Origin of the sequence: Synechocystis sp. FACHB-908 (genome assembly GCF_014698595.1) — a bacterium.
GTDB lineage: Bacteria > Cyanobacteriota > Cyanobacteriia > Cyanobacteriales > Microcystaceae > Synechocystis.
Genome location: NZ_JACJTH010000021.1, coordinates 88,649 through 106,029, shown reverse-complemented (window position 1 = coordinate 106,029; position 17,381 = coordinate 88,649). Strand labels below are relative to the sequence as shown.

Here is a 17,381-nt window from a genome sequence, read left to right as displayed (position 1 = left end):
CTTAATCATATAGGCGACCGCTCACGATAAATACCTCTTCGGGATAGTCATGACTTTTGCTTCCCAACGGTGTTGTGTCGGCCTTGGGAAAAAAGCGGGTTAAACGGGTATATTCACCTGTTTCACCATCGATACTCAGTGTTATTTCTTTGGCCATGCCTTCAAGACCTTCGATGGGATGCCACTCGTTTTGATTGTTTGAAGTTAACGGGTTCCAGTAAGTGACGGTTGATTTAGCCATTTTCATGATTCTTTATCTACAATACTTTTGCTAAAAATCATCACAATTTGCCATAGCGCCAGCCGTCGATGATATCAATCAACTCATTGGACCAAGCATTGGGGTTACGGTCTTGGTAAATGCTCCAGATGGATTGATAGTACCAAAGAATGCCGGATTTACCCCGATTAAACTTTTGCCAAATTTCATCTCCATGGCGACGTAAATCAATGGCGATGGTGCGGGCATTGTGGAGGTTATCTGCCAAGGAAATTTTCAGCACCGCTAGGGAAGCCTGACGCATTTTTTCCAAATGTTCTTGCTTTCGTTGTTCCCAGGGAGGCTTGGGTGTGGTGGTACTGTCTGAACAGTCTCGGACTAAAGCCGCCACCGTTCGGCCAAATTGATTTTCGATCATGGCCAGGGTTTCCATGCCCCCTTGGTCTTCCACTGCATCATGGAGCAAAGCGGCGATCGCCTCATCTTCACTGCCTCCCATTTCCAATACCAGGGCTGTCACCCCCAACAAATGACTGATGTAGGGCACCCGGGAACCTTTGCGGCATTGTTCGGCGTGTAGTTGGTTGGCCAATACCAGAGCATCACCAAAGCGGGCAGTGAGAGGAGTAGGATTTGATCGATTCATGGAAATTACTAATGCCAATCTTGCTAATCCAGGTAAAGATCCGCTGTAGCTAACTCAAACAAAGGGAAGAGGAAGGTGGAAATTAGGTAATTACCTGCTTAAACTTCCTCAGGATTTATTTTAGTCCAATTTTATTTAAATTCGCGTTGAGATGTTCATAGAGGGTAGTGCGTTGTTGATAGGGGCGACCAGTGGAGATGATGGCATTCTGCAGTTGGGTGGCGGTCAGACAGGTTCCCCCTTTAGCCCCGGCCATGGTGGTGATGTGTTCTTCCATCAGGGTTCCGCCCAAATCATTACAGCCCCATTCCAAAGCGGTGGTGGCTCCCGTCAGCCCCAGTTTGACCCAGCTTGGTTGGTGATTGACAATCCATTTTCCTAGATACAAACGGGCAATCGCCATAATTTGTAGGGCTTGATCTAAATCCGGCTGGTCTCTGCCGACCCTTTTCCTCAGGCTAGGGGGCGCTTTTTCCCCCACAAAGGGCAGGAGGATAAATTCAGTAATACTGGCGGCATAACCTTGGGCTAGACTTGTTTGTTGCCTTTGGCGTAGGCGATCGAGGTGGGTAATAATCTCCTCTGGGGTTTCAACGTGCCCTGCCATGAGGGTACTGGTGGTGGGTAAACCGTGGCGATGGGCTAAACCGATGATCTCCAACCAAGTCTGACTATCGATTTTTTCCGGGCAAATAATACGCCTTACCCGGTCCACCAATACTTCTGCTGCCGTGCCGGGTAAGGAATCCAACCCAGAGAATTTGAGGGCCATTAACACTTCTCCATAGGTCAAACCATCCTGGCGGGCGATAAATTGAATTTCCTGGGGAGAAAAGCCGTGGAGATGGAGCTGGGGAAATTGTCCCTTGATGGTTTCGACTAAGTTGACGTAATAGGCCAAGCTGGAACCATTAATTTTTGCCTGGGGATTTAACCCCCCCTGGAGACAAATTTCCGTTGCTCCCTGGGCCACTGCGCCCTTAGTTTTGTTGAAAATTTCCGAGTCGGTTAACCAGTAGGCTCCCGTTTGTCCGTCATCCCGACGAAAAGCGCAAAAATTACAATGTTGCTCGCAAATATTGGTGAAATTAATGTTGCGATTGACCACATAGGTGACCGTTTCCCCTACCAATTTCCGCCGTAGGCGATCGCCGTATTGCCGGATCACCTCCCAACCTCCGGGATCATCACATTGCAAGAGTAGCAAACCCTGCTCAGGAGTCAAATCTTCCAGGGCCAGGGCTTGGGCGGCCAGTTCTTCAATCAGGGTAAGGTTGACGGTAGATAGCACCATTGGCCTGGGTTAGGGAAGGAAAGATGGGCGGTCTTCCACAGTGTAACCTCAGTTTTGCCCGATGCCTTTTTTCAAATTGGCGATCGCCTGGTTGGGCTCAACTTCAAGCCATTTTCTAAACAAGCCCTAACAATTTTCGTGGAGAATGAGACGATTTCCCGCTGGATCATAAAGATAAATTTCTCGCCCGTGGCTGGCATAGGTAATGTTGTTTTCAGCGATAGGGAGATGGAACTTACCAATGCTGGCGATCGCCGTGGGTAAATCAGCCACTTCTAAACAAAGGCTAAAGCCACTACGGTCAGAACAGGAAAATTCCTGGGCATGGTCTGGGTGGGGGGAAAAAATTGCCAATACCATCCCTGGCAACTGAAATTCACCATAACGTCCGGGGGAGTAGGGCTGGGGTTCTTGTTCCAGAAGAGATTGATAAAAAGCCACCACTTCAGCAAAATTAACAGCACCAATGGTGAGAAAAGCTTTTTTGCAGAAAACCATGGCGCTGTGCCCCATTGCTAACTTTAGGAGTACGGTTAACTTTGACCGGGTTGCCTCCTCAGAAAATGGCCGGGGCAAAGCAGTCTGACCCCAGCCTAGCGCCATCTCTGGGTTAAAATCCTCTCAGGTCAAGTAATGTTAAGATTGGCCAGAAAAAATGTGGTGCCAATTAGTAACTCGGTTTTGTTTGACCCTAGCTGGCGATCGCCTAGGTGGCCGTAGCTGACTAGTTTTTCCCCTGTAATTGCAGATGAATAAGACCTTTAACCTCCCTATTGCCCGCTATTTCCAGTCTGGTCTGCCACTGCAACGGTTGCCCCTTCAGTTTTGGGCGATTTTTCTGATTTTGATGTCGGGGGGAATCGGTCTGGCTTCCACCAATTGGTTGTTGGTTTTGCCCAAAAGTCCCCAATGTAACCGGGTGTTTTGGCCGGTGGCTTCGGCGTCCATGCGGCTTTACTGTGCCCAGTTATCGGCGGAAGAAAAAACCGTTGATGGGCTGTTGCGGGCCATTAATCTTTTGGCAGCCTTGCCCAAGGATCATCCCCTGGCGGTGGAGGTGAACCGTAATATTGAAGCCTGGGCCACGGATTTATTGGATTTGGCCGAGGATTTTTTCCAAAAAGGACTACTGGAAGAGGCGATCGCCGCAGCGGAGAAAATTCCCGACCATGTGCAGGCCTACGACTTGGTGGAGGAAAGGATTGCCGCTTGGCGGGGCCTTTGGCAGGAAGGGGAAACCATCTATGGCGAAGTGGAAAATGATCTACGCAATTCCCGTTGGAATAGTGCCTTTCGCAATGCGGTGCGTTTGTTGAATCTGGATAACACCTTTTGGGCTACCACCAAATACGACCAAGCTATCCGCAATATTCAAATTGCCCAGGAGGAAAGTAGTAAATTAGACAATGCCTATCGCATTCTGCGCCGGGGAGGTACGGATAATTGGCTCAAGGCGATCGAAGATGCGGCCAAAATTCCCAAAGATAGCTACGCCTACCAAGAAGCGCAGAAATTAATCGCCCAAGCGGTGGATAAATTAACCGGCTCCATTGAAACCATGATTGAGGGTCAAGATTGGCAAACTTTGAACAGTACCCTGAGTCGTTTGCCGGAATCTTACTTTCCCGCCCAAGATTTAAATGATTGGCAAATTCTCGCCACAGCCGGTTTGGAAGCTCAAATGGGCACAGTGGAAGGTTTAGGATTGGCCATTACCACCGCAGAAAAGTTGACGGATAGTAGTCGCCCCTACTATGCCCTCGCCCAGGAACTGGTTAAGGATTGGCGTCAGGAAGAAACTGCTCTACAACAGTTGGCCCAGGCCCGCAACACCGCTGAAATTGGGACCGTCAGCGCCCTCAACCAGGCGATCGCCCAAGCCAAATTAATTACCCCGGATAACCCCCGTCATCAAGAAGCGGCCCGGGACATTGCCAACTGGACAGAGCGCATCCAAATTGATGAAGACCGGCCGATTTTGCGGCAGGCAAGGGAATTGGCTAATGGGGGCAATCTAGAACAGGCTATTCAGCAAGCGGAACGGATTGGCAGGGGCCGAGCTTTATATTCCGAAGCCCGCCAAAGCATTAATCAATGGCAGGCCACCATCCAGCGTCGCATTGACCAACCCATCCTCGACCAGGCGATCGCCTTGGCCAATGCCCAAAATTATGAAGCGGCCATTAGTACCGCCCGTCAAATAGAAGGAAACCGGGCCCTGTCCGGGGAAGCCCGTCTGCAAATTAGCCGTTGGCAAGCAGAAATTAACGCCCAAAACAACCTGAGGAGGGCCCAGGAATTGGCATCTTCCCGAACCGTGGATTCCCTTGGCCAGGCGGTGCAACTGATTCGCCAAGTCCCCCGTAGTAGCGATGTTGGTGGTCAAAGGTTGCAGTTGGTCAACAATTGGAGCTATCAAATTTTATCCCTAGCCCAGGAACAAGCCCAGTCTGGTAACTACCAGCAGGCTATCCGTGCCCTCCAGCAAATTCCGGCTGAAAGCGCCGCCTATAACAGTGCCCAAAGCTTTTTGCAGGAATGGCGCAGTTTTAACCAACCTTCCCCGGTTCCCCTTACCCCCGTCGCTCCCCCTGCCCCTAGGGTTGAGTCTCCTTTGTCGACGGAATCAGAATTGCCTCCCCTGGAGAGTCCGCAAAATTAACCCCTGATAGGACTGTCTTAGCCCTATTTTGGGACGACCGACCAGGAAGATCTCCCCCTTGTGATAGCTTGGTAAGGCTTTGGCAATCATTGCTTTCCCTAAGCAGTTGCTCTGCTGTCCCCAAACATTAACCAGATTAAAGATTAGCCCTATGGTTGAGCTTGCGCCTTCCCCTGAAGCCATTACCGCCGCGCTGGAAATTCCCGCTGACATTAACTTTGCACTGCCCGATCCTGCGGACGAAGAGATCCAAGAGCACGAGTTTCAGCAACAGTTGGAGGATTTTTGGCAACTGTGTGAGCGCTTTGATCTGCAAACGGAAATCTGGCGGGGTCGCATTCTCCGGGCGGTGCGGGACCGAGAAAAAATTGGTGGTGAAGGTCGGGGCACTGGCTTTTTAAATTGGCTCAAGCAACGGGAAATTTCCAAAGCCCAGGCCTATGCCCTCATTCAGCTGGCCAATAGTGCCGATACTTTAATCACTGAAGGACAATTAGACCCCAATTCCATCAACAATTTCAGCAAACGGGCCTTTGTGGAAACCGCTAAGGCTGATCCGGAGGTGCAAAAGTTAGTCAGTGATGCGGCCCATAACGGCGATCGCATTACCCGACGGGAAGTGAAGCAGTTGGCCGATGAGTGGACTGCCATGAGCTCGGAACTCTTGCCCGATGTGCTCAAGGAAAAAGCCACCGATGGCACCGTCTCCCCCCGACACTTAGCCCCCCTGGTGAAGGAACTAGAAAAAGTACCAGAAACCCATTTGCAAGCCCTCCAGGAAGAGGCGATCGCCTCCCCCGATGTGGACACGGTTAAATATCTCACCACTTCCGCCCGTAATTTGTCTAAATATTTGGATGCGGCGGCCAAGGTGCAAACCCTGAAAGCTTTTCCGCTGGATATGGAACTGGCTTTACAGGAAGCCCTACGGTTGGATTGCCTCAACACTGCGGCGGATTTGCTCAAACAGGCCACCCAACTAGAACAATCCGTAGGTAAACTGTTCACCACCTGGAAGCGTTTAGCGACTTTGTCCGATCGCCTCTATGTGGACACCGGAGCTAGTACCCCCAACCTGCGTTCCCTGTTGACGGCTATTGAAAGTCTCACCCAGGAAGTGATTGAAGTGCCCCTGGATGAGGATGGCAACAACACAGTGCGTTTAAAAATTACTTGTTCAGACGGTCTAGCAACCACAGGGACGACAACAAACCAGTGAAGTGGGCAATGATGGTGTTGATGTTGGCCTGAATAGCGAGGAGATCCGTAGACTGAACAAAGCGGTTGGGGTCAGCGGCGGAGGCAAAGGTTCCCGGTGGTACACTGAGGGCTTTCCCCAACACAATGCCACTCATGGCCGCTCCCCCAATGATGGCGGTACCCATGCCCACTAAGTTGATGATTAAGCCAATACGAATCAGTTTGAGAATATCGGCCCGGCGGGGATGCTTAGTGGCCTCCGAGTCCTTGAGGTTACGCCCTAAGCGACGGTAGCGAGTGGAAAAGAAAATGCCAAACCCCAACAGGACAATGGAAATAAAGGCTGAAAGGATGCCCGCTTCAATACCTGTAGTGCGGTTGGGGCCACTTAGACTAAAACCAGCAAACAAAAACGTGACTACGGAAAAGGCTCCCAAAACAATCTGCACCCAAAAGCCGATATTGCCCCAGGTGGTCAAGTCTACGGAGGCCCGCAAGGCGGCCTGGGGAATGGGATTGGCCAATTCGGTGTTGCGTCGGTTCATGGTGGGGGCATAGGCGTTGACTTGTAAGTATTTTAGCCGTTATCCGGCGTGATCGTAGTCCAGACTGACGGTGCCGGGGAGGATTATTTCCCGTCGTTGACCAATCAGCACCACCAATTCTCCCTGGGCGGTGACGGATTCAATTATGCCAACTCCCTGGGTTAGGCTAATTTCCCGGCCCCGATGGGCAAATAATTGGAGATAATCTACCAAAATGCCTGCAATGCCTTCTCTTTGGTAACGATGCCAACCAAGGGTGAGCCCCGCCAGGGTAATTTCAGCTAAATCCGTCAGACTGTTGATACTCTGGATTGATTCCGCTTCACAAAAGGGCCCTAGGGCAATGCCAGTGGCTGGTACTGGGTTAGTCCAGTTAATGCCCACCCCAATGATGGCGGCGGTGATTCTGTTCCCATTGATTTTGCTTTCGGTTTTAATGCCAGCTAATTTTTTCCCCTTCAATAACAGGTCATTGGGCCATTTAACTTGCACTGGAATACCGTGCTGAATCAGCGCGTGGGCAATGCCCCAGGCACTCCATAGAACTAGATGGGGACCATAACTGATTGGTAAATCAGTGGCTAACCACAGAGATAGGTACAATCCCCCCGGAGGAGACTGCCAAGTCCGACCCCATTGCCCCCGGCCAGCGGTTTGTTCCCTGGCGATCGCCACTAGGGGCGGGTGATAACCCTGATGTCGTAAATCCCAGAGTATTTGGTTGGTGGAGTCGGTACAGGCAGGGGCAATGACCTTTAACCCAGAGAGGATATCCGGGCGGGCCAGGGATATAGGTTGGCCATGGTCTTCCTGCCAAGCTTGATCGAGCCAATCCCCGTTCCCAGGGTCACTGATTTCCGCCATGGGAATTTTGCCCTGACCCTAGGGCACCACCAGCACTGGGCAGGGGGAAAGATTAATTACCCTAGCAGTGACACTTTCCGCCACTCCTTCGGTGGTGAGACCCAAACCCCGACAGCCCATCACGATTAGGTCAGCATTCACCTCATCGGCCACGTCACAGATGGTGAAAGAAGCCATGCCTTCCCGTTCAATGGTTTTGGTGGCAATGCCCTGTTGGGAAAAAACCGCCTGGGCCGCCTCCAGTAATTTAGCCACCGCTTCCGGGGAATCCATGCCATGGGCTTCGTGGTCTTGGCCGGGGGGATTTTTTTCCACCACTGACAGCAGAATTAACTGGCTTTGGTGGATTTTGACTAAATCCGCCACCATCTGGGCCGCATCCCTTGCTTCTCGGCTCCGGTCTAGGGGAAATAAAATGGTTTTGAACATAATGACACCTCCGCTACTCTTACCAATAGCGCGATTAGGCGATCGCCAGCAATTGATCGACATCAAATTTTACAGGCATTGTTTGATCGGTTCACCAACTTTTGGCAAATCAAACTAATTCTGTACCTATTTTTCCGCCACTAAAACCCCCATTAAACCAGCGGCGATGGGATAGTGGACAGCTTTGGCAAACCCGACTTCTAGGGCAAATTGTACTTGTTTAGGGCCAGTGGGAAAGCGGTCCAAACTGGGTTGCAGATAGGCGTACTCTTCAGTTAACCGCCATTGTTTGGCCATGGGCACCACCACATTAGCCAGGTACCAACGCTGAAAGTTGGCCGCCAGAGCATTACCTGGCTGGTGAAAATCCAGGATGGCCACTTTCTTACCCGGTTTGAGCACCCGTTGCAACTCCGTCAGCGCTTGGGGAATATTGCCCACATTCCGGAGGCCGTAACCCATAGTAGCTCCGTCAAATTCATTGTCAGAGAAGGGTAATGCCAGGGCATCTCCTTGCAGCCATTGCATGGGCAAATGGGCATATTTACTTTTATGTTTCCCAGCGGCGATCGCCAATAATTCTGCACAAAAATCTAGTCCAACAACTTTTCCCCTAGTGCCCACCACTTTTGCCCCCTGGAAAGCCAAATCCCCACTGCCACAACACACGTCCAACAGGCGATCGCCAGGTGATACGCCGCTCCACTTCACCGCCATGGCCTTCCAAATATGGTGCTGGCCAAAACTCAAAAATGTGTTGAGGTCATCATACTGGGGCGCAATGCGGGCAAAAATTTGCTGTACGCTCTCCTGAGTCGGTTGGGTTAATAGGGAATTACTCATCCAATTTCCAGATTGGTCAAGTTTCTTTTTAACTCGCCATGGTACTGATGTAAAGTTGGGGCTAATTTAAGGGCGAAGTACCGATTGTTCCAAAACCTCCCTGATGTACTTTTGGTAATTCATTCCTTGAGCGCTAGCGGTATTTTTAACCGCAGTCAAAAGCTCCGATGACAAGCGCAGGGTAATACTTTTGTCCTTAGGGGCAAACTCAAAAGTTGTCTTGGTAAAGTTCTCTGGGACTAAATAGTCTGTCAAATCCTGCTCCAAAAGATCTTCTGCTTCTTGATCACTGTTCATTTTTGGTAAAGGCTTGTTCATATTTTTGTACTTCTCCTTGATGCATATAACGGGCACTGATAGGGCGCAATAGAGTGTTTTCATCCTGAATACGTAAGGTAAAGACGACAAACATGGGCCTGCCAGAATCAGAATAACCAACAGCGAGAAACCTTTCTTCTTGGAGAGAGTGTTTAACATCTGGCGCAATCCAAACTTGATTTTTGAAAAACGCTTCAATGTCAGCTTTGGTCAATCCGTGTTTCTGGCATTTTTGTTCGTTGCCTTCATCCCACTCAAACCCATCAATTTTTGGATTCATGCCCCCAGTTTAACAAATGTATGTACAATTGGCAATACTTTATTGATTTTCTCTCCACTCATGCAAGCATGAAGATAACCAAATAGAAGAACCTAGGGTCTGTTATAGAAATTCTCCTTACTAGTGGAGTGATTTTCAGTTCCGCAATGGGATAAAAATTTCGTAACAGCCAATGCAATCAGAGCCTCCAGAAAGGATTATGATCTGCTCCGTGCCGTTTTTTCAATGACAATTTGCTATGTACGAAAAACTTCAGCCCCCCAGCGTTGGGTCAAAAATCACCTTTGTTGCAGGTAAGCCCGTAGTACCCAACGATCCGATTATTCCCTACATCCGGGGGGACGGCACCGGGGTTGATATTTGGCCCGCTACGGAATTAGTCATCAATGCAGCGATCGCCAAGGCCTATGGCGGCGAGAGGAAAATCAACTGGTTCAAAGTCTATGCCGGGGACGAAGCCTGTGAATTGTACGGCACTTATCAGTATTTACCGGAAGACACTTTAACAGCGATTAAGGAGTATGGGGTAGCCATCAAAGGGCCTCTCACAACCCCGGTGGGCGGTGGTATCCGTTCCCTAAACGTGGCCCTGAGACAAATTTTTGACCTCTACACCTGTGTGCGGCCCTGTCGTTACTATCCCGGTACTCCGTCTCCCCACAAAACCCCGGAAAAATTAGACATTATCGTTTATCGGGAAAATACGGAAGATATTTACCTAGGCATTGAATGGGCGGAAGGTACGGAAGGGGCGAAAAAGTTAATCGCTTACCTTAACGATGAACTGATTCCCACAACTCCAGCTTTGGGCAAAAAACAAATTCGCCTCGACTCTGGCATTGGTATTAAACCGATTAGTAAGACTGGTTCCCAACGGTTGGTGCGGCGGGCTATTCTCCATGCATTGCGCTTGCCGAAAGCAAAACAGATGGTGACGTTGGTCCATAAGGGCAACATTATGAAGTTCACCGAAGGGGCGTTTCGGGATTGGGGTTACGAGTTGGCTACGACGGAATTTCGGGCGGAATGCGTTACGGAACGGGAATCTTGGATTTTGGGCAATAAGGAAAGTAATCCGGACTTAACCATTGAGGCCAACGCCCACATGATTGACCCCGGTTATGACACTTTGACCGAAGAAAAACAAGCGGTCATTAAACAAGAAGTGGAGCAGGTTTTAAATTCCATTTGGGAATCCCATGGTAATGGCCAGTGGAAAGAAAAAGTCATGGTCAATGACCGCATTGCCGATAGTATTTTCCAACAGATCCAAACCCGCCCCGATGAGTATTCCATTCTGGCGACCATGAATTTGAACGGGGATTACCTTTCCGATGCCGCCGCCGCTGTGGTGGGAGGTTTGGGCATGGGCCCCGGAGCTAACATTGGGGATAGTGCAGCCATTTTTGAAGCCACCCACGGCACTGCCCCCAAACATGCTGGTTTAGACCGGATCAACCCCGGCTCTGTGATCCTTTCCGGCGTAATGATGCTGGAATTTATGGGCTGGCAGGAGGCCGCTGATCTGATTAAAAAAGGTATCGGAGCGGCGATCGCCAATCGGGAAGTTACCTACGATTTAGCCCGGTTAATGGAACCGAAGGTGGATAAACCCCTAAAATGCTCCGAGTTTGCCCAGGCGATCGTCAGTCATTTCGATGATTAATTTTCAATCAATAACCCACCATGATTGCTCACTCCCCATCTGCCCCATTTCCCAAACTTAGCCCAGAGGAATATTTGCAATGGGAAGAACGGCAGAGGGAGAAGCACGAATATTTTGATGGGCAGATCTATGCCATGGGGGGCGGCAGTAAAAACCACAGTGTCATTAGTGTCCGCCTATCGACTTTATTTTGTAATCATCTTGATGGCGGTGATTGCGAAATAGGTAATTCAGATTTAAAAATTCAGATTGTCAACACCCAAAACTACACCTGTCCCGATGTCAGCGTCACCTGTGATCCAAGGGATCGGAAGTCAACACAATTTATTACCTATCCCTGCCTGGTTGTGGAGGTTTTATCCCCCAGTACCGAAGCCTATGACCGGGGTGGCAAATTTCGGCTCTATGCCCATAATCCCATGTTGCAGGACTATCTTTTGGTCAGCTCCACCAGTGTGGAAATTGATCTCTATCACAAAAATGATGACGGTGATTGGTTAATCCTCAATTATCAGGCCAGTGATCGCCTGGAACTGAAAAGCATTGGTTTGAGCTTTGCCGTAGATGTCATTTACCGCGGTTTAGCCTTTTAAAATCCTAAAGGCGATCGCCATAGATCCACCAAAGGACGTGCTAACCGATAACCGTATCAAATTTTAGTTGTTTTGGTTAGCAACAAACCGATTAACCAGTTCAACATCAATATCTAACTCCTTGGCAATTTCGGCGATTGTCAACCCCAATTTTTTCAACAAAGGTATAGTTTCTAGTTTTGCCTCCAGCCTTCCTTCTAATTTGCCTTTAAGTAAGCCTCTTTGTTCCCCTTCCTGTAGAATTTCCTGATAAACAGCGGATTCCTTCATAATTTCACTCCTTAGAATTGTCTTGATCAGCTCAGGGGTCAGCAGAATTCCTCCAAAAACAGAGGTTGCCGCCATGAGATTTGCCTTAACTCGATTATCTTCAATCTGTTCCAATGCAGTCGCCACTTCCCTCAATTTTAATGTAGGGTCAGAGGTCTGCGTCAATACCGCTAGGGGCAATAGCCCTGGGCTTTGGAGGAATATCTCCGAGGGGTGCTCCCAGAGCCGGATCGCTTGGTAACGGTGCACAGTCTCTCCCAACTGAAAACTATCCTGATAAACCAAGTCATTGTTACTACGTTTCAGGTAGATGACAAATTGGTGCATCGTCTTCTGGGGGAAACGGCGATAAACCCTTACCCGATAGTCCAACATCCGAAAGCCCATGGTGGGGTCAGGCTCCGTTTGGAATTCCAGATGCAACACCAAGTCTTCCGATTGCTCCAAAATCAGAGAGTCAGCCCGAATTGGCTCCAAAGATAGTTCCGTCGGACTCAGCTTAGTCAATTTAATGGGTCGTCCCAGTAACCAGGCGGCATAGTCTTCGGAAAAGGATTCAGCGAGGAATTTGCAGAGATTGTCAAACATAGCCGAATTCTACTGGTAATCTCCTAGAGATCCGCCAGGCGATCGCCAGAAAATTGGCAAAAATTTAACAAGGTTAGGCGAGGAAAAACCTAGGTCAAAGAACTTATTCACATGGATAGAGCCCATTCTCTGACTTCTATAGGGAAAATCTCAAAAAAAATTCTCAAAAGTTTACAAAGTTTAATATAATCGGAGGAAGATCACTAGGTATTTATTCTTATTACCATGTTGGAACACTTCCCCTGGCTGACAACGATGATTGCCCTGCCGTTAGTCGCCGCCCTCTTCATTCCGTTAATTCCCGACAAAGACGGGAAACAAGTCCGCTGGTATGCCCTTGGTGTGGGTCTAGCGGATTTTGTTTTGATGAGCTACGTTTTTTGGACTAACTACGACATCAGCAGTACCGGTTTTCAGCTCCAGGAAAAATTTAGCTGGATTCCCCAATTTGGGCTCAGTTGGAGTGTTTCCGTGGATGGCATCTCCATGCCCCTAGTGTTACTAGCCGGACTGGTTACCACCCTTTCCATCTTTGCCGCCTGGCAGGTGGACCATAAGCCCCGCCTCTTCTACTTCCTAATGTTGGTGCTTTATGCGGCCCAGATTGGCGTGTTCGTGGCCCAGGACATGCTCCTACTGTTCATCATGTGGGAACTGGAATTGGTACCGGTTTACCTCCTAGTTTGTATCTGGGGTGGCCAAAAACGGCAGTATGCCGCCATGAAGTTTTTGCTCTACACCGCCGCCGCCTCCGTATTCATTTTGGTTGCCGCCCTGGGCTTAGCTTTCTACGGTGATGTAACTACCTTTGACATTGCGGAATTGGGTCTGAAAGATTACCCGATCGCCTTAGAACTGTTTTTATACGCCGGTTTACTTATTGCCTTTGGCGTTAAATTAGCCATTTTCCCTTTCCATACCTGGTTACCCGATGCCCACGGTGAGGCCTCTGCCCCTGTATCCATGATTTTGGCTGGGGTGCTGCTGAAAATGGGCGGTTACGGCCTAATTCGCTTGAACCTTGGTCTGTTGGAAGATGCCCACGTTTACTTTGCCCCTATTTTGGTCATCCTTGGGGTAGTTAACATTATCTACGGTGGTTTCTCCTCCTTTGCCCAGGACAACATGAAGCGCCGCTTGGCCTACTCCTCCGTTTCCCACATGGGCTTTGTGCTCCTCGGTATTGCTTCCTTCACCGATTTGGGCATCAGTGGAGCCATGTTGCAAATGCTTTCCCACGGTTTAATCGCCGCTGTGCTCTTCTTCCTGGCTGGGGTTACCTACGACCGTACCCACACCCTTTCCTTGGCCCAGATGGGTAACATTGGCAAAGTAATGCCCACGGTTTTTGCCCTCTTCACCATGGGTGCTATGGCTTCTTTAGCCTTACCTGGCATGAGCGGTTTTGTGAGTGAATTGGCAGTATTTGTCGGCGTAAGTTCCAGCGACATTTACAGCACTCCTTTTAAAACGGTGACCGTGTTCCTGGCAGCTGTGGGCTTAGTACTCACCCCGATTTACCTGTTGTCCATGTTGCGCCAACTTTTCTACGGCAACAACATTCCCCCTTCTTGCAATCTGGAGCAGGACAATCTGTCTGCTAATTCTGACCAAGAAGCGGTTTGTTTTGGCACCAGTTGTGTGCTCCCCGGCAATGCCATCTATGATGATGCCCGGCCCCGGGAAGTATTCATTGCCGCTTGCTTCCTGTTACCCATCATCGCTGTGGGACTCTATCCCAAGTTGGCCACCCAAACCTACGATGCCACCACGGTAGCGGTGAACAGCCAAGTGCGCCAATCCTACGTGCAAATTGCGGAAACCAATCCCCGGGTCTATGCCGAAGCATTAACTGCTCCCCACATTCCCACCACGGACTTTGCCACCGTCAAAGTTCAACCCTAGTGATCTAGTCTTTTGAGTTAATCAGACTACTTGAGACTACTGTGTGATTTTCTTAAATAAATTAAATAAAGGGGAGTGGGGGAATTTAATCTCCTGCTCCTTTTTTGTTTGGGACTCTGAATCCTTGCCAATATCGGGCACAAAGCAAGGTAGACATTACCAACATTGCCAGTCCCAACCCCCCGTGCATCTGGCTGGACTGAGTTGACCAATAACGGGTAAAAACGTCCCCCGCTAGACCCACACAGCCAAAATATAAACCGATGCCCACACCGGTCTGATTACCCTGGAGAATTTCCAGTAGCAAAGGAATTAAACCATTGTTTAAAATGCTGGAACCCAATAACCAGGAGAAGGCGATCGCCGGTAACCAAAATCCGTTTAACAAACAGAACAAAGTCAGCACTAAAAGTCCCAAAGCTGTGGTGAGGGATGCCACTGGATGACCTGTTTTACGGATTAACCACCCTGCAGGTAGGGCCATTAATGCCAACAGAAATTGCAAACCCATTAAGCCATTACTAATTCCCTCCAATTGTTTGGTTAAAACTAGCATTAACACCCTAGTGCCCCAGGTGGTGCCAATGGCAAATAGAGCAATATTGACCATGGCAATCCAAGGAAAAGCTCTCACCGTTGCCGGACTTATTGCCTCTTTCTTTTCAATTGGTGGTAAAACTCGACTTAAAAATAGGCTGGCCCCCAATAGCACTACTGAACCGAGTAAAAAAGCTGGTAAACTCCCCAAACTTAATAACCACTTACCCATCGGTTGCCGAAATGTAGCAACTATCCCTCCCACCAAACTCAAAACTCCCATGGCTAAAGGCAGTTGGTTGGTTGGCGCACATTGACCAATCAGCACCATGGTGGGACTACGAAATAAGGTCATAGCTATGGCCCAGGCGATCGCCAGGCTGGGGAGTAAGAACCGAGCTACGTTGGCAATGGGCAGGAAAAATACTAAGGGAATTAAGAGGAAAAAACCGGCGGCGAGAATCACCCCCAAGGAAATTAATGGGAATCGAGTGCCTAAATTTTGCTGTTGGCGATCGCTCAGGGCCCCAAAGAGAGGTTCCATCACCACCCCCAAAACCATTTCAAAGGTTAGCAATCCCACCACAAACTCCGGCGAGAATCCCCAGCCCTTGAGCAAGTCCCCCAGGTAAAGGCGGTAAGTTATCCACATCAAAGTTACTGAGCCCTGAACCAAGGCAATGCCCCAAACCCGCCGCCACAGAACCGCAGAATACTGACCCATGGGTAATTCCAAATCCTATTCAAGGGGGATTTAAGTTGCTGTTGTTAACGTTGAAAACTATTTACCAATGCTTGCCACTGTTGGAGCCGAGCCTATCGCATTTACTCCACCAAATCAATTGACTATTGACAGAATCTTGAACAATGCCTGGGCCAGGAACCGTTGCAACCAGTTACATTAAGAAATGTAAAGAAAATTTCCCCACTGTCCTTTTCCCATGGTCCCTAGCAATGCTGAATCTCAATCCGTAGTTGTAATTGGTGCTGGCATTGGTGGTCTGACAACGGCGGCCCTGTTAGCCCAACAGGGTTATCGAGTCAAAGTTTATGAACAGGCGGCCATAGTGGGGGGTTGTGCATCCACCTTTCGGCGACGGGGTTTTATTTTCGATGTGGGGGCCACCCAGGTGGCGGGCCTAGAGCCAGGGGGAATTCACCACCGCATTTTCCGCCAGTTGCAAGTGGATTTGCCGGAAGCAACCCTGTGCGATCCCGCCTGTGCAGTTTTTTTGCCAGGGGAAAAGCAACCGATTAACGTTTGGCATGATCCTGAGCGATGGCAAAGGGAAAGGGAACAGCAATTTCCAGGGAGTGGCAGATTTTGGCAGTTGCTACAAACGTTGTTCCAAATTAGTTGGCGTTTCCAGGGGCGAGATCCTGTATTGCCCCCCCGCAGTATGTGGGATTTGGGCCAGTTGTTGGGGGCATTGCGGCCGGATACCCTACTCACGGCTCCCTTTGTGCCTCTCACGGTGGGGGATACCCTCCGATTATTGGGTTTGGGGTCAGACCAAAGGTTAAAAACTTTTCTTGATTTACAGTTAAAACTCTATTCCCAGGTGGGGGCTGATGAGACAGCTTTGTTATACGCCGCTACGGCCTTGAGCGTTTCCCAAGGGCCCCAGGGTCTATGGCATCTCCAGGGCAGTATGCAAACCCTAGGCGATCGCCTGGTGGAAGCGCTGAAAAACCATGGAGGGGAATTATTTTGCAGTCAGCGAGTAGAGCAGATCCATTGTGGCCAAGGCTATGTAGAGGGGGTGACGGTGCGGGACGTAAGGAGCGGAGAAGTACGTCAAGAAAAAGCCCAGCAGGTGGTGGCCAATTTAACGGTGCAGAATTTACTCCAAGCACTAGATCAACCATTACCCGGTTATCAAAAAAGAGTGACTAATTTACCCTCGGGCTCGGGTGCTTTTGTCATCTATTTAGGCGTCAAGGAAGATGCCATTCCCCCAGACTGTGCTCCCCATCTACAGTTTTTGTACGATCACCAAGGCCCCATTGGCGAAAATAATTCTCTCTTTGTCAGTGTTAGTAAACCAGGGGATGGCCGGGCTCCCCGGGGCTGTAGAACTGTAATTGCTTCTTCCTTCACCGACGTGGCCCCCTGGTGGAATGCTTCCCGGGAACAATATCAGGCTCTCAAGGAAAGTTACACAACCACGGCGATCTCCAGATTGGGAGAATATTTCAATTTGGATGAATCCACCATTGTTCACCAAGAAAGTGCCACTCCCCGCACATTTGACCGTTACACTGCCCGGGACCAAGGCATCGTCGGCGGAGTAGGCCAGCGTTTGACCACCTTTGGGCCCTTTGGCTTTGCTCCCCGTACCCCCATTCGTAACCTTTGGCTAGTGGGGGATTCCGTGCATCCGGGGGAAGGCACCGCTGGGGTAAGTTACAGCGCCCTCACCATTGCCCGGCAAATTTGTGCCAGTGGAGCAACAAACTCCTAGGGTCGGGTTAAGATGGGGAGAAATTGTTCATTGCTATCGATATCACCATTGCCACT

General features: G+C 49.6%; 18 protein-coding genes. 6 read left to right on the top strand and 12 right to left on the bottom strand.

What is annotated here, in order from left to right:
- Position 1: 1 nt before the first annotated feature.
- The 4 genes from H6G46_RS18460 to H6G46_RS06810 form a co-directional block, all read right to left on the bottom strand.
- The gene (locus H6G46_RS18460; RefSeq protein WP_223211325.1) at positions 2-241 is read right to left on the bottom strand and encodes a hypothetical protein; all 240 of its coding nucleotides are present in this window, start codon (positions 239-241) and stop codon (positions 2-4) included.
- Between the two features lie 40 nt (positions 242-281).
- Complete coding sequence (locus H6G46_RS06820) at positions 282-866, bottom strand: HD domain-containing protein (protein WP_010871455.1); 585 nt, start codon at positions 864-866, stop codon at positions 282-284.
- 115 nt (positions 867-981) lie between these two features.
- A complete protein-coding gene (gene cofH / locus H6G46_RS06815) occupies positions 982-2,160 on the bottom strand; it encodes a 7,8-didemethyl-8-hydroxy-5-deazariboflavin synthase subunit CofH (RefSeq protein ID WP_010871456.1) in 1,179 nt (392 codons plus the stop codon).
- A 126-nt stretch (positions 2,161-2,286) separates the two neighbouring features.
- Positions 2,287-2,673: a VOC family protein gene (locus H6G46_RS06810; protein ID WP_223211326.1), complete on the bottom strand. Its 387-nt coding sequence runs from the start codon at positions 2,671-2,673 to the stop codon at positions 2,287-2,289.
- A 235-nt stretch (positions 2,674-2,908) separates the two neighbouring features.
- On the opposite strand from H6G46_RS06810, the gene H6G46_RS06805 reads away from it, so the two are divergent.
- Together H6G46_RS06805 and H6G46_RS06800 are read left to right on the top strand one after the other, a co-directional pair.
- Positions 2,909-4,822, top strand: a complete 1,914-nt coding sequence (locus H6G46_RS06805) for a hypothetical protein (protein ID WP_010871458.1) — start codon at positions 2,909-2,911, stop codon at positions 4,820-4,822.
- 151 nt (positions 4,823-4,973) lie between these two features.
- The gene (locus tag H6G46_RS06800; RefSeq protein ID WP_010871459.1) at positions 4,974-6,041 is read left to right on the top strand and encodes a hypothetical protein; all 1,068 of its coding nucleotides are present in this window, start codon (positions 4,974-4,976) and stop codon (positions 6,039-6,041) included.
- Here H6G46_RS06800 and H6G46_RS06795 read toward each other — a convergent pair.
- From H6G46_RS06795 to H6G46_RS18450, 6 genes are all read right to left on the bottom strand, one after another.
- Positions 5,992-6,567: a DUF3611 family protein gene (locus H6G46_RS06795; protein ID WP_010871460.1), complete on the bottom strand. Its 576-nt coding sequence runs from the start codon at positions 6,565-6,567 to the stop codon at positions 5,992-5,994. The two genes, H6G46_RS06800 and H6G46_RS06795, sit on opposite strands and share 50 nt — an antisense overlap.
- Positions 6,568-6,606: 39 nt before the next feature.
- On the bottom strand, positions 6,607-7,431 hold the full coding sequence (locus H6G46_RS06790) for a biotin--[acetyl-CoA-carboxylase] ligase (RefSeq protein WP_010871461.1): 825 nt from the start codon (positions 7,429-7,431) through the stop codon (positions 6,607-6,609).
- A gap of 18 nt (positions 7,432-7,449) precedes the next feature.
- Positions 7,450-7,923 (bottom strand): universal stress protein, encoded by a 474-nt coding sequence (locus tag H6G46_RS06785; protein WP_010871462.1) that lies wholly within the window; start codon positions 7,921-7,923, stop codon positions 7,450-7,452.
- A 63-nt stretch (positions 7,924-7,986) separates the two neighbouring features.
- Positions 7,987-8,703, bottom strand: coding sequence for a bifunctional demethylmenaquinone methyltransferase/2-methoxy-6-polyprenyl-1,4-benzoquinol methylase UbiE (gene ubiE / locus H6G46_RS06780; protein ID WP_010871463.1), 717 nt, complete (start codon positions 8,701-8,703; stop codon positions 7,987-7,989).
- 66 nt (positions 8,704-8,769) lie between these two features.
- On the bottom strand, positions 8,770-9,000 hold the full coding sequence (locus H6G46_RS18455; protein WP_242018584.1) for a CopG family antitoxin: 231 nt from the start codon (positions 8,998-9,000) through the stop codon (positions 8,770-8,772).
- Positions 8,990-9,301, bottom strand: coding sequence for a BrnT family toxin (locus tag H6G46_RS18450; RefSeq protein ID WP_041425764.1), 312 nt, complete (start codon positions 9,299-9,301; stop codon positions 8,990-8,992). The genes H6G46_RS18455 and H6G46_RS18450 overlap by 11 nt, the downstream gene beginning before the upstream one ends.
- A gap of 238 nt (positions 9,302-9,539) precedes the next feature.
- Between H6G46_RS18450 and H6G46_RS06770 the strand changes: the two genes are divergently transcribed.
- Together H6G46_RS06770 and H6G46_RS06765 are read left to right on the top strand one after the other, a co-directional pair.
- A complete protein-coding gene (locus H6G46_RS06770; RefSeq protein ID WP_010871465.1) occupies positions 9,540-10,967 on the top strand; it encodes an NADP-dependent isocitrate dehydrogenase in 1,428 nt (475 codons plus the stop codon).
- Positions 10,968-10,987: 20 nt separating this feature from the next.
- Positions 10,988-11,560: a Uma2 family endonuclease gene (locus H6G46_RS06765; protein ID WP_010871466.1), complete on the top strand. Its 573-nt coding sequence runs from the start codon at positions 10,988-10,990 to the stop codon at positions 11,558-11,560.
- Between the two features lie 63 nt (positions 11,561-11,623).
- On the opposite strand, the gene H6G46_RS06760 is transcribed toward H6G46_RS06765, so the two are convergent.
- Positions 11,624-12,418 (bottom strand): Rpn family recombination-promoting nuclease/putative transposase, encoded by a 795-nt coding sequence (locus tag H6G46_RS06760; RefSeq protein ID WP_010871467.1) that lies wholly within the window; start codon positions 12,416-12,418, stop codon positions 11,624-11,626.
- Between the two features lie 225 nt (positions 12,419-12,643).
- On the opposite strand from H6G46_RS06760, the gene H6G46_RS06755 reads away from it, so the two are divergent.
- Positions 12,644-14,323: an NAD(P)H-quinone oxidoreductase subunit 4 gene (locus H6G46_RS06755; RefSeq protein WP_010871468.1), complete on the top strand. Its 1,680-nt coding sequence runs from the start codon at positions 12,644-12,646 to the stop codon at positions 14,321-14,323.
- An 85-nt stretch (positions 14,324-14,408) separates the two neighbouring features.
- On the opposite strand, the gene H6G46_RS06750 is transcribed toward H6G46_RS06755, so the two are convergent.
- Entirely contained in the window at positions 14,409-15,584 is a 1,176-nt protein-coding gene (locus tag H6G46_RS06750) for an MFS transporter (protein WP_010871469.1), read from the bottom strand.
- Positions 15,585-15,801: 217 nt separating this feature from the next.
- On the opposite strand from H6G46_RS06750, the gene crtD reads away from it, so the two are divergent.
- On the top strand, positions 15,802-17,325 hold the full coding sequence (crtD, locus tag H6G46_RS06745; RefSeq protein WP_010871470.1) for a C-3',4' desaturase CrtD: 1,524 nt from the start codon (positions 15,802-15,804) through the stop codon (positions 17,323-17,325).
- The last annotated feature ends 56 nt before the right edge of the window (positions 17,326-17,381 follow it).

Excerpts from the sequence above, each read along its gene's own strand:
- H6G46_RS18460 (WP_223211325.1), bottom strand. The coding sequence starts at position 241 with ATGGCTAAATCAACCGTCACTTACTGGAACCCGTTAACTTCAAACAAT.
- H6G46_RS06820 (WP_010871455.1), bottom strand. The coding sequence starts at position 866 with ATGAATCGATCAAATCCTACTCCTCTCACTGCCCGCTTTGGTGATGCT.
- cofH (WP_010871456.1), bottom strand. The coding sequence starts at position 2,160 with ATGGTGCTATCTACCGTCAACCTTACCCTGATTGAAGAACTGGCCGCC.
- H6G46_RS06810 (WP_223211326.1), bottom strand. The coding sequence starts at position 2,673 with ATGGGGCACAGCGCCATGGTTTTCTGCAAAAAAGCTTTTCTCACCATT.
- H6G46_RS06805 (WP_010871458.1), top strand. The coding sequence starts at position 2,909 with ATGAATAAGACCTTTAACCTCCCTATTGCCCGCTATTTCCAGTCTGGT.
- H6G46_RS06800 (WP_010871459.1), top strand. The coding sequence starts at position 4,974 with ATGGTTGAGCTTGCGCCTTCCCCTGAAGCCATTACCGCCGCGCTGGAA.
- H6G46_RS06795 (WP_010871460.1), bottom strand. The coding sequence starts at position 6,567 with ATGAACCGACGCAACACCGAATTGGCCAATCCCATTCCCCAGGCCGCC.
- H6G46_RS06790 (WP_010871461.1), bottom strand. The coding sequence starts at position 7,431 with ATGGCGGAAATCAGTGACCCTGGGAACGGGGATTGGCTCGATCAAGCT.
- H6G46_RS06785 (WP_010871462.1), bottom strand. The coding sequence starts at position 7,923 with ATGTCGATCAATTGCTGGCGATCGCCTAATCGCGCTATTGGTAAGAGT.
- ubiE (WP_010871463.1), bottom strand. The coding sequence starts at position 8,703 with ATGAGTAATTCCCTATTAACCCAACCGACTCAGGAGAGCGTACAGCAA.
- H6G46_RS18455 (WP_242018584.1), bottom strand. The coding sequence starts at position 9,000 with ATGAACAGTGATCAAGAAGCAGAAGATCTTTTGGAGCAGGATTTGACA.
- H6G46_RS18450 (WP_041425764.1), bottom strand. The coding sequence starts at position 9,301 with ATGAATCCAAAAATTGATGGGTTTGAGTGGGATGAAGGCAACGAACAA.
- H6G46_RS06770 (WP_010871465.1), top strand. The coding sequence starts at position 9,540 with ATGTACGAAAAACTTCAGCCCCCCAGCGTTGGGTCAAAAATCACCTTT.
- H6G46_RS06765 (WP_010871466.1), top strand. The coding sequence starts at position 10,988 with ATGATTGCTCACTCCCCATCTGCCCCATTTCCCAAACTTAGCCCAGAG.
- H6G46_RS06760 (WP_010871467.1), bottom strand. The coding sequence starts at position 12,418 with ATGTTTGACAATCTCTGCAAATTCCTCGCTGAATCCTTTTCCGAAGAC.
- H6G46_RS06755 (WP_010871468.1), top strand. The coding sequence starts at position 12,644 with ATGTTGGAACACTTCCCCTGGCTGACAACGATGATTGCCCTGCCGTTA.
- H6G46_RS06750 (WP_010871469.1), bottom strand. The coding sequence starts at position 15,584 with ATGGGTCAGTATTCTGCGGTTCTGTGGCGGCGGGTTTGGGGCATTGCC.
- crtD (WP_010871470.1), top strand. The coding sequence starts at position 15,802 with ATGGTCCCTAGCAATGCTGAATCTCAATCCGTAGTTGTAATTGGTGCT.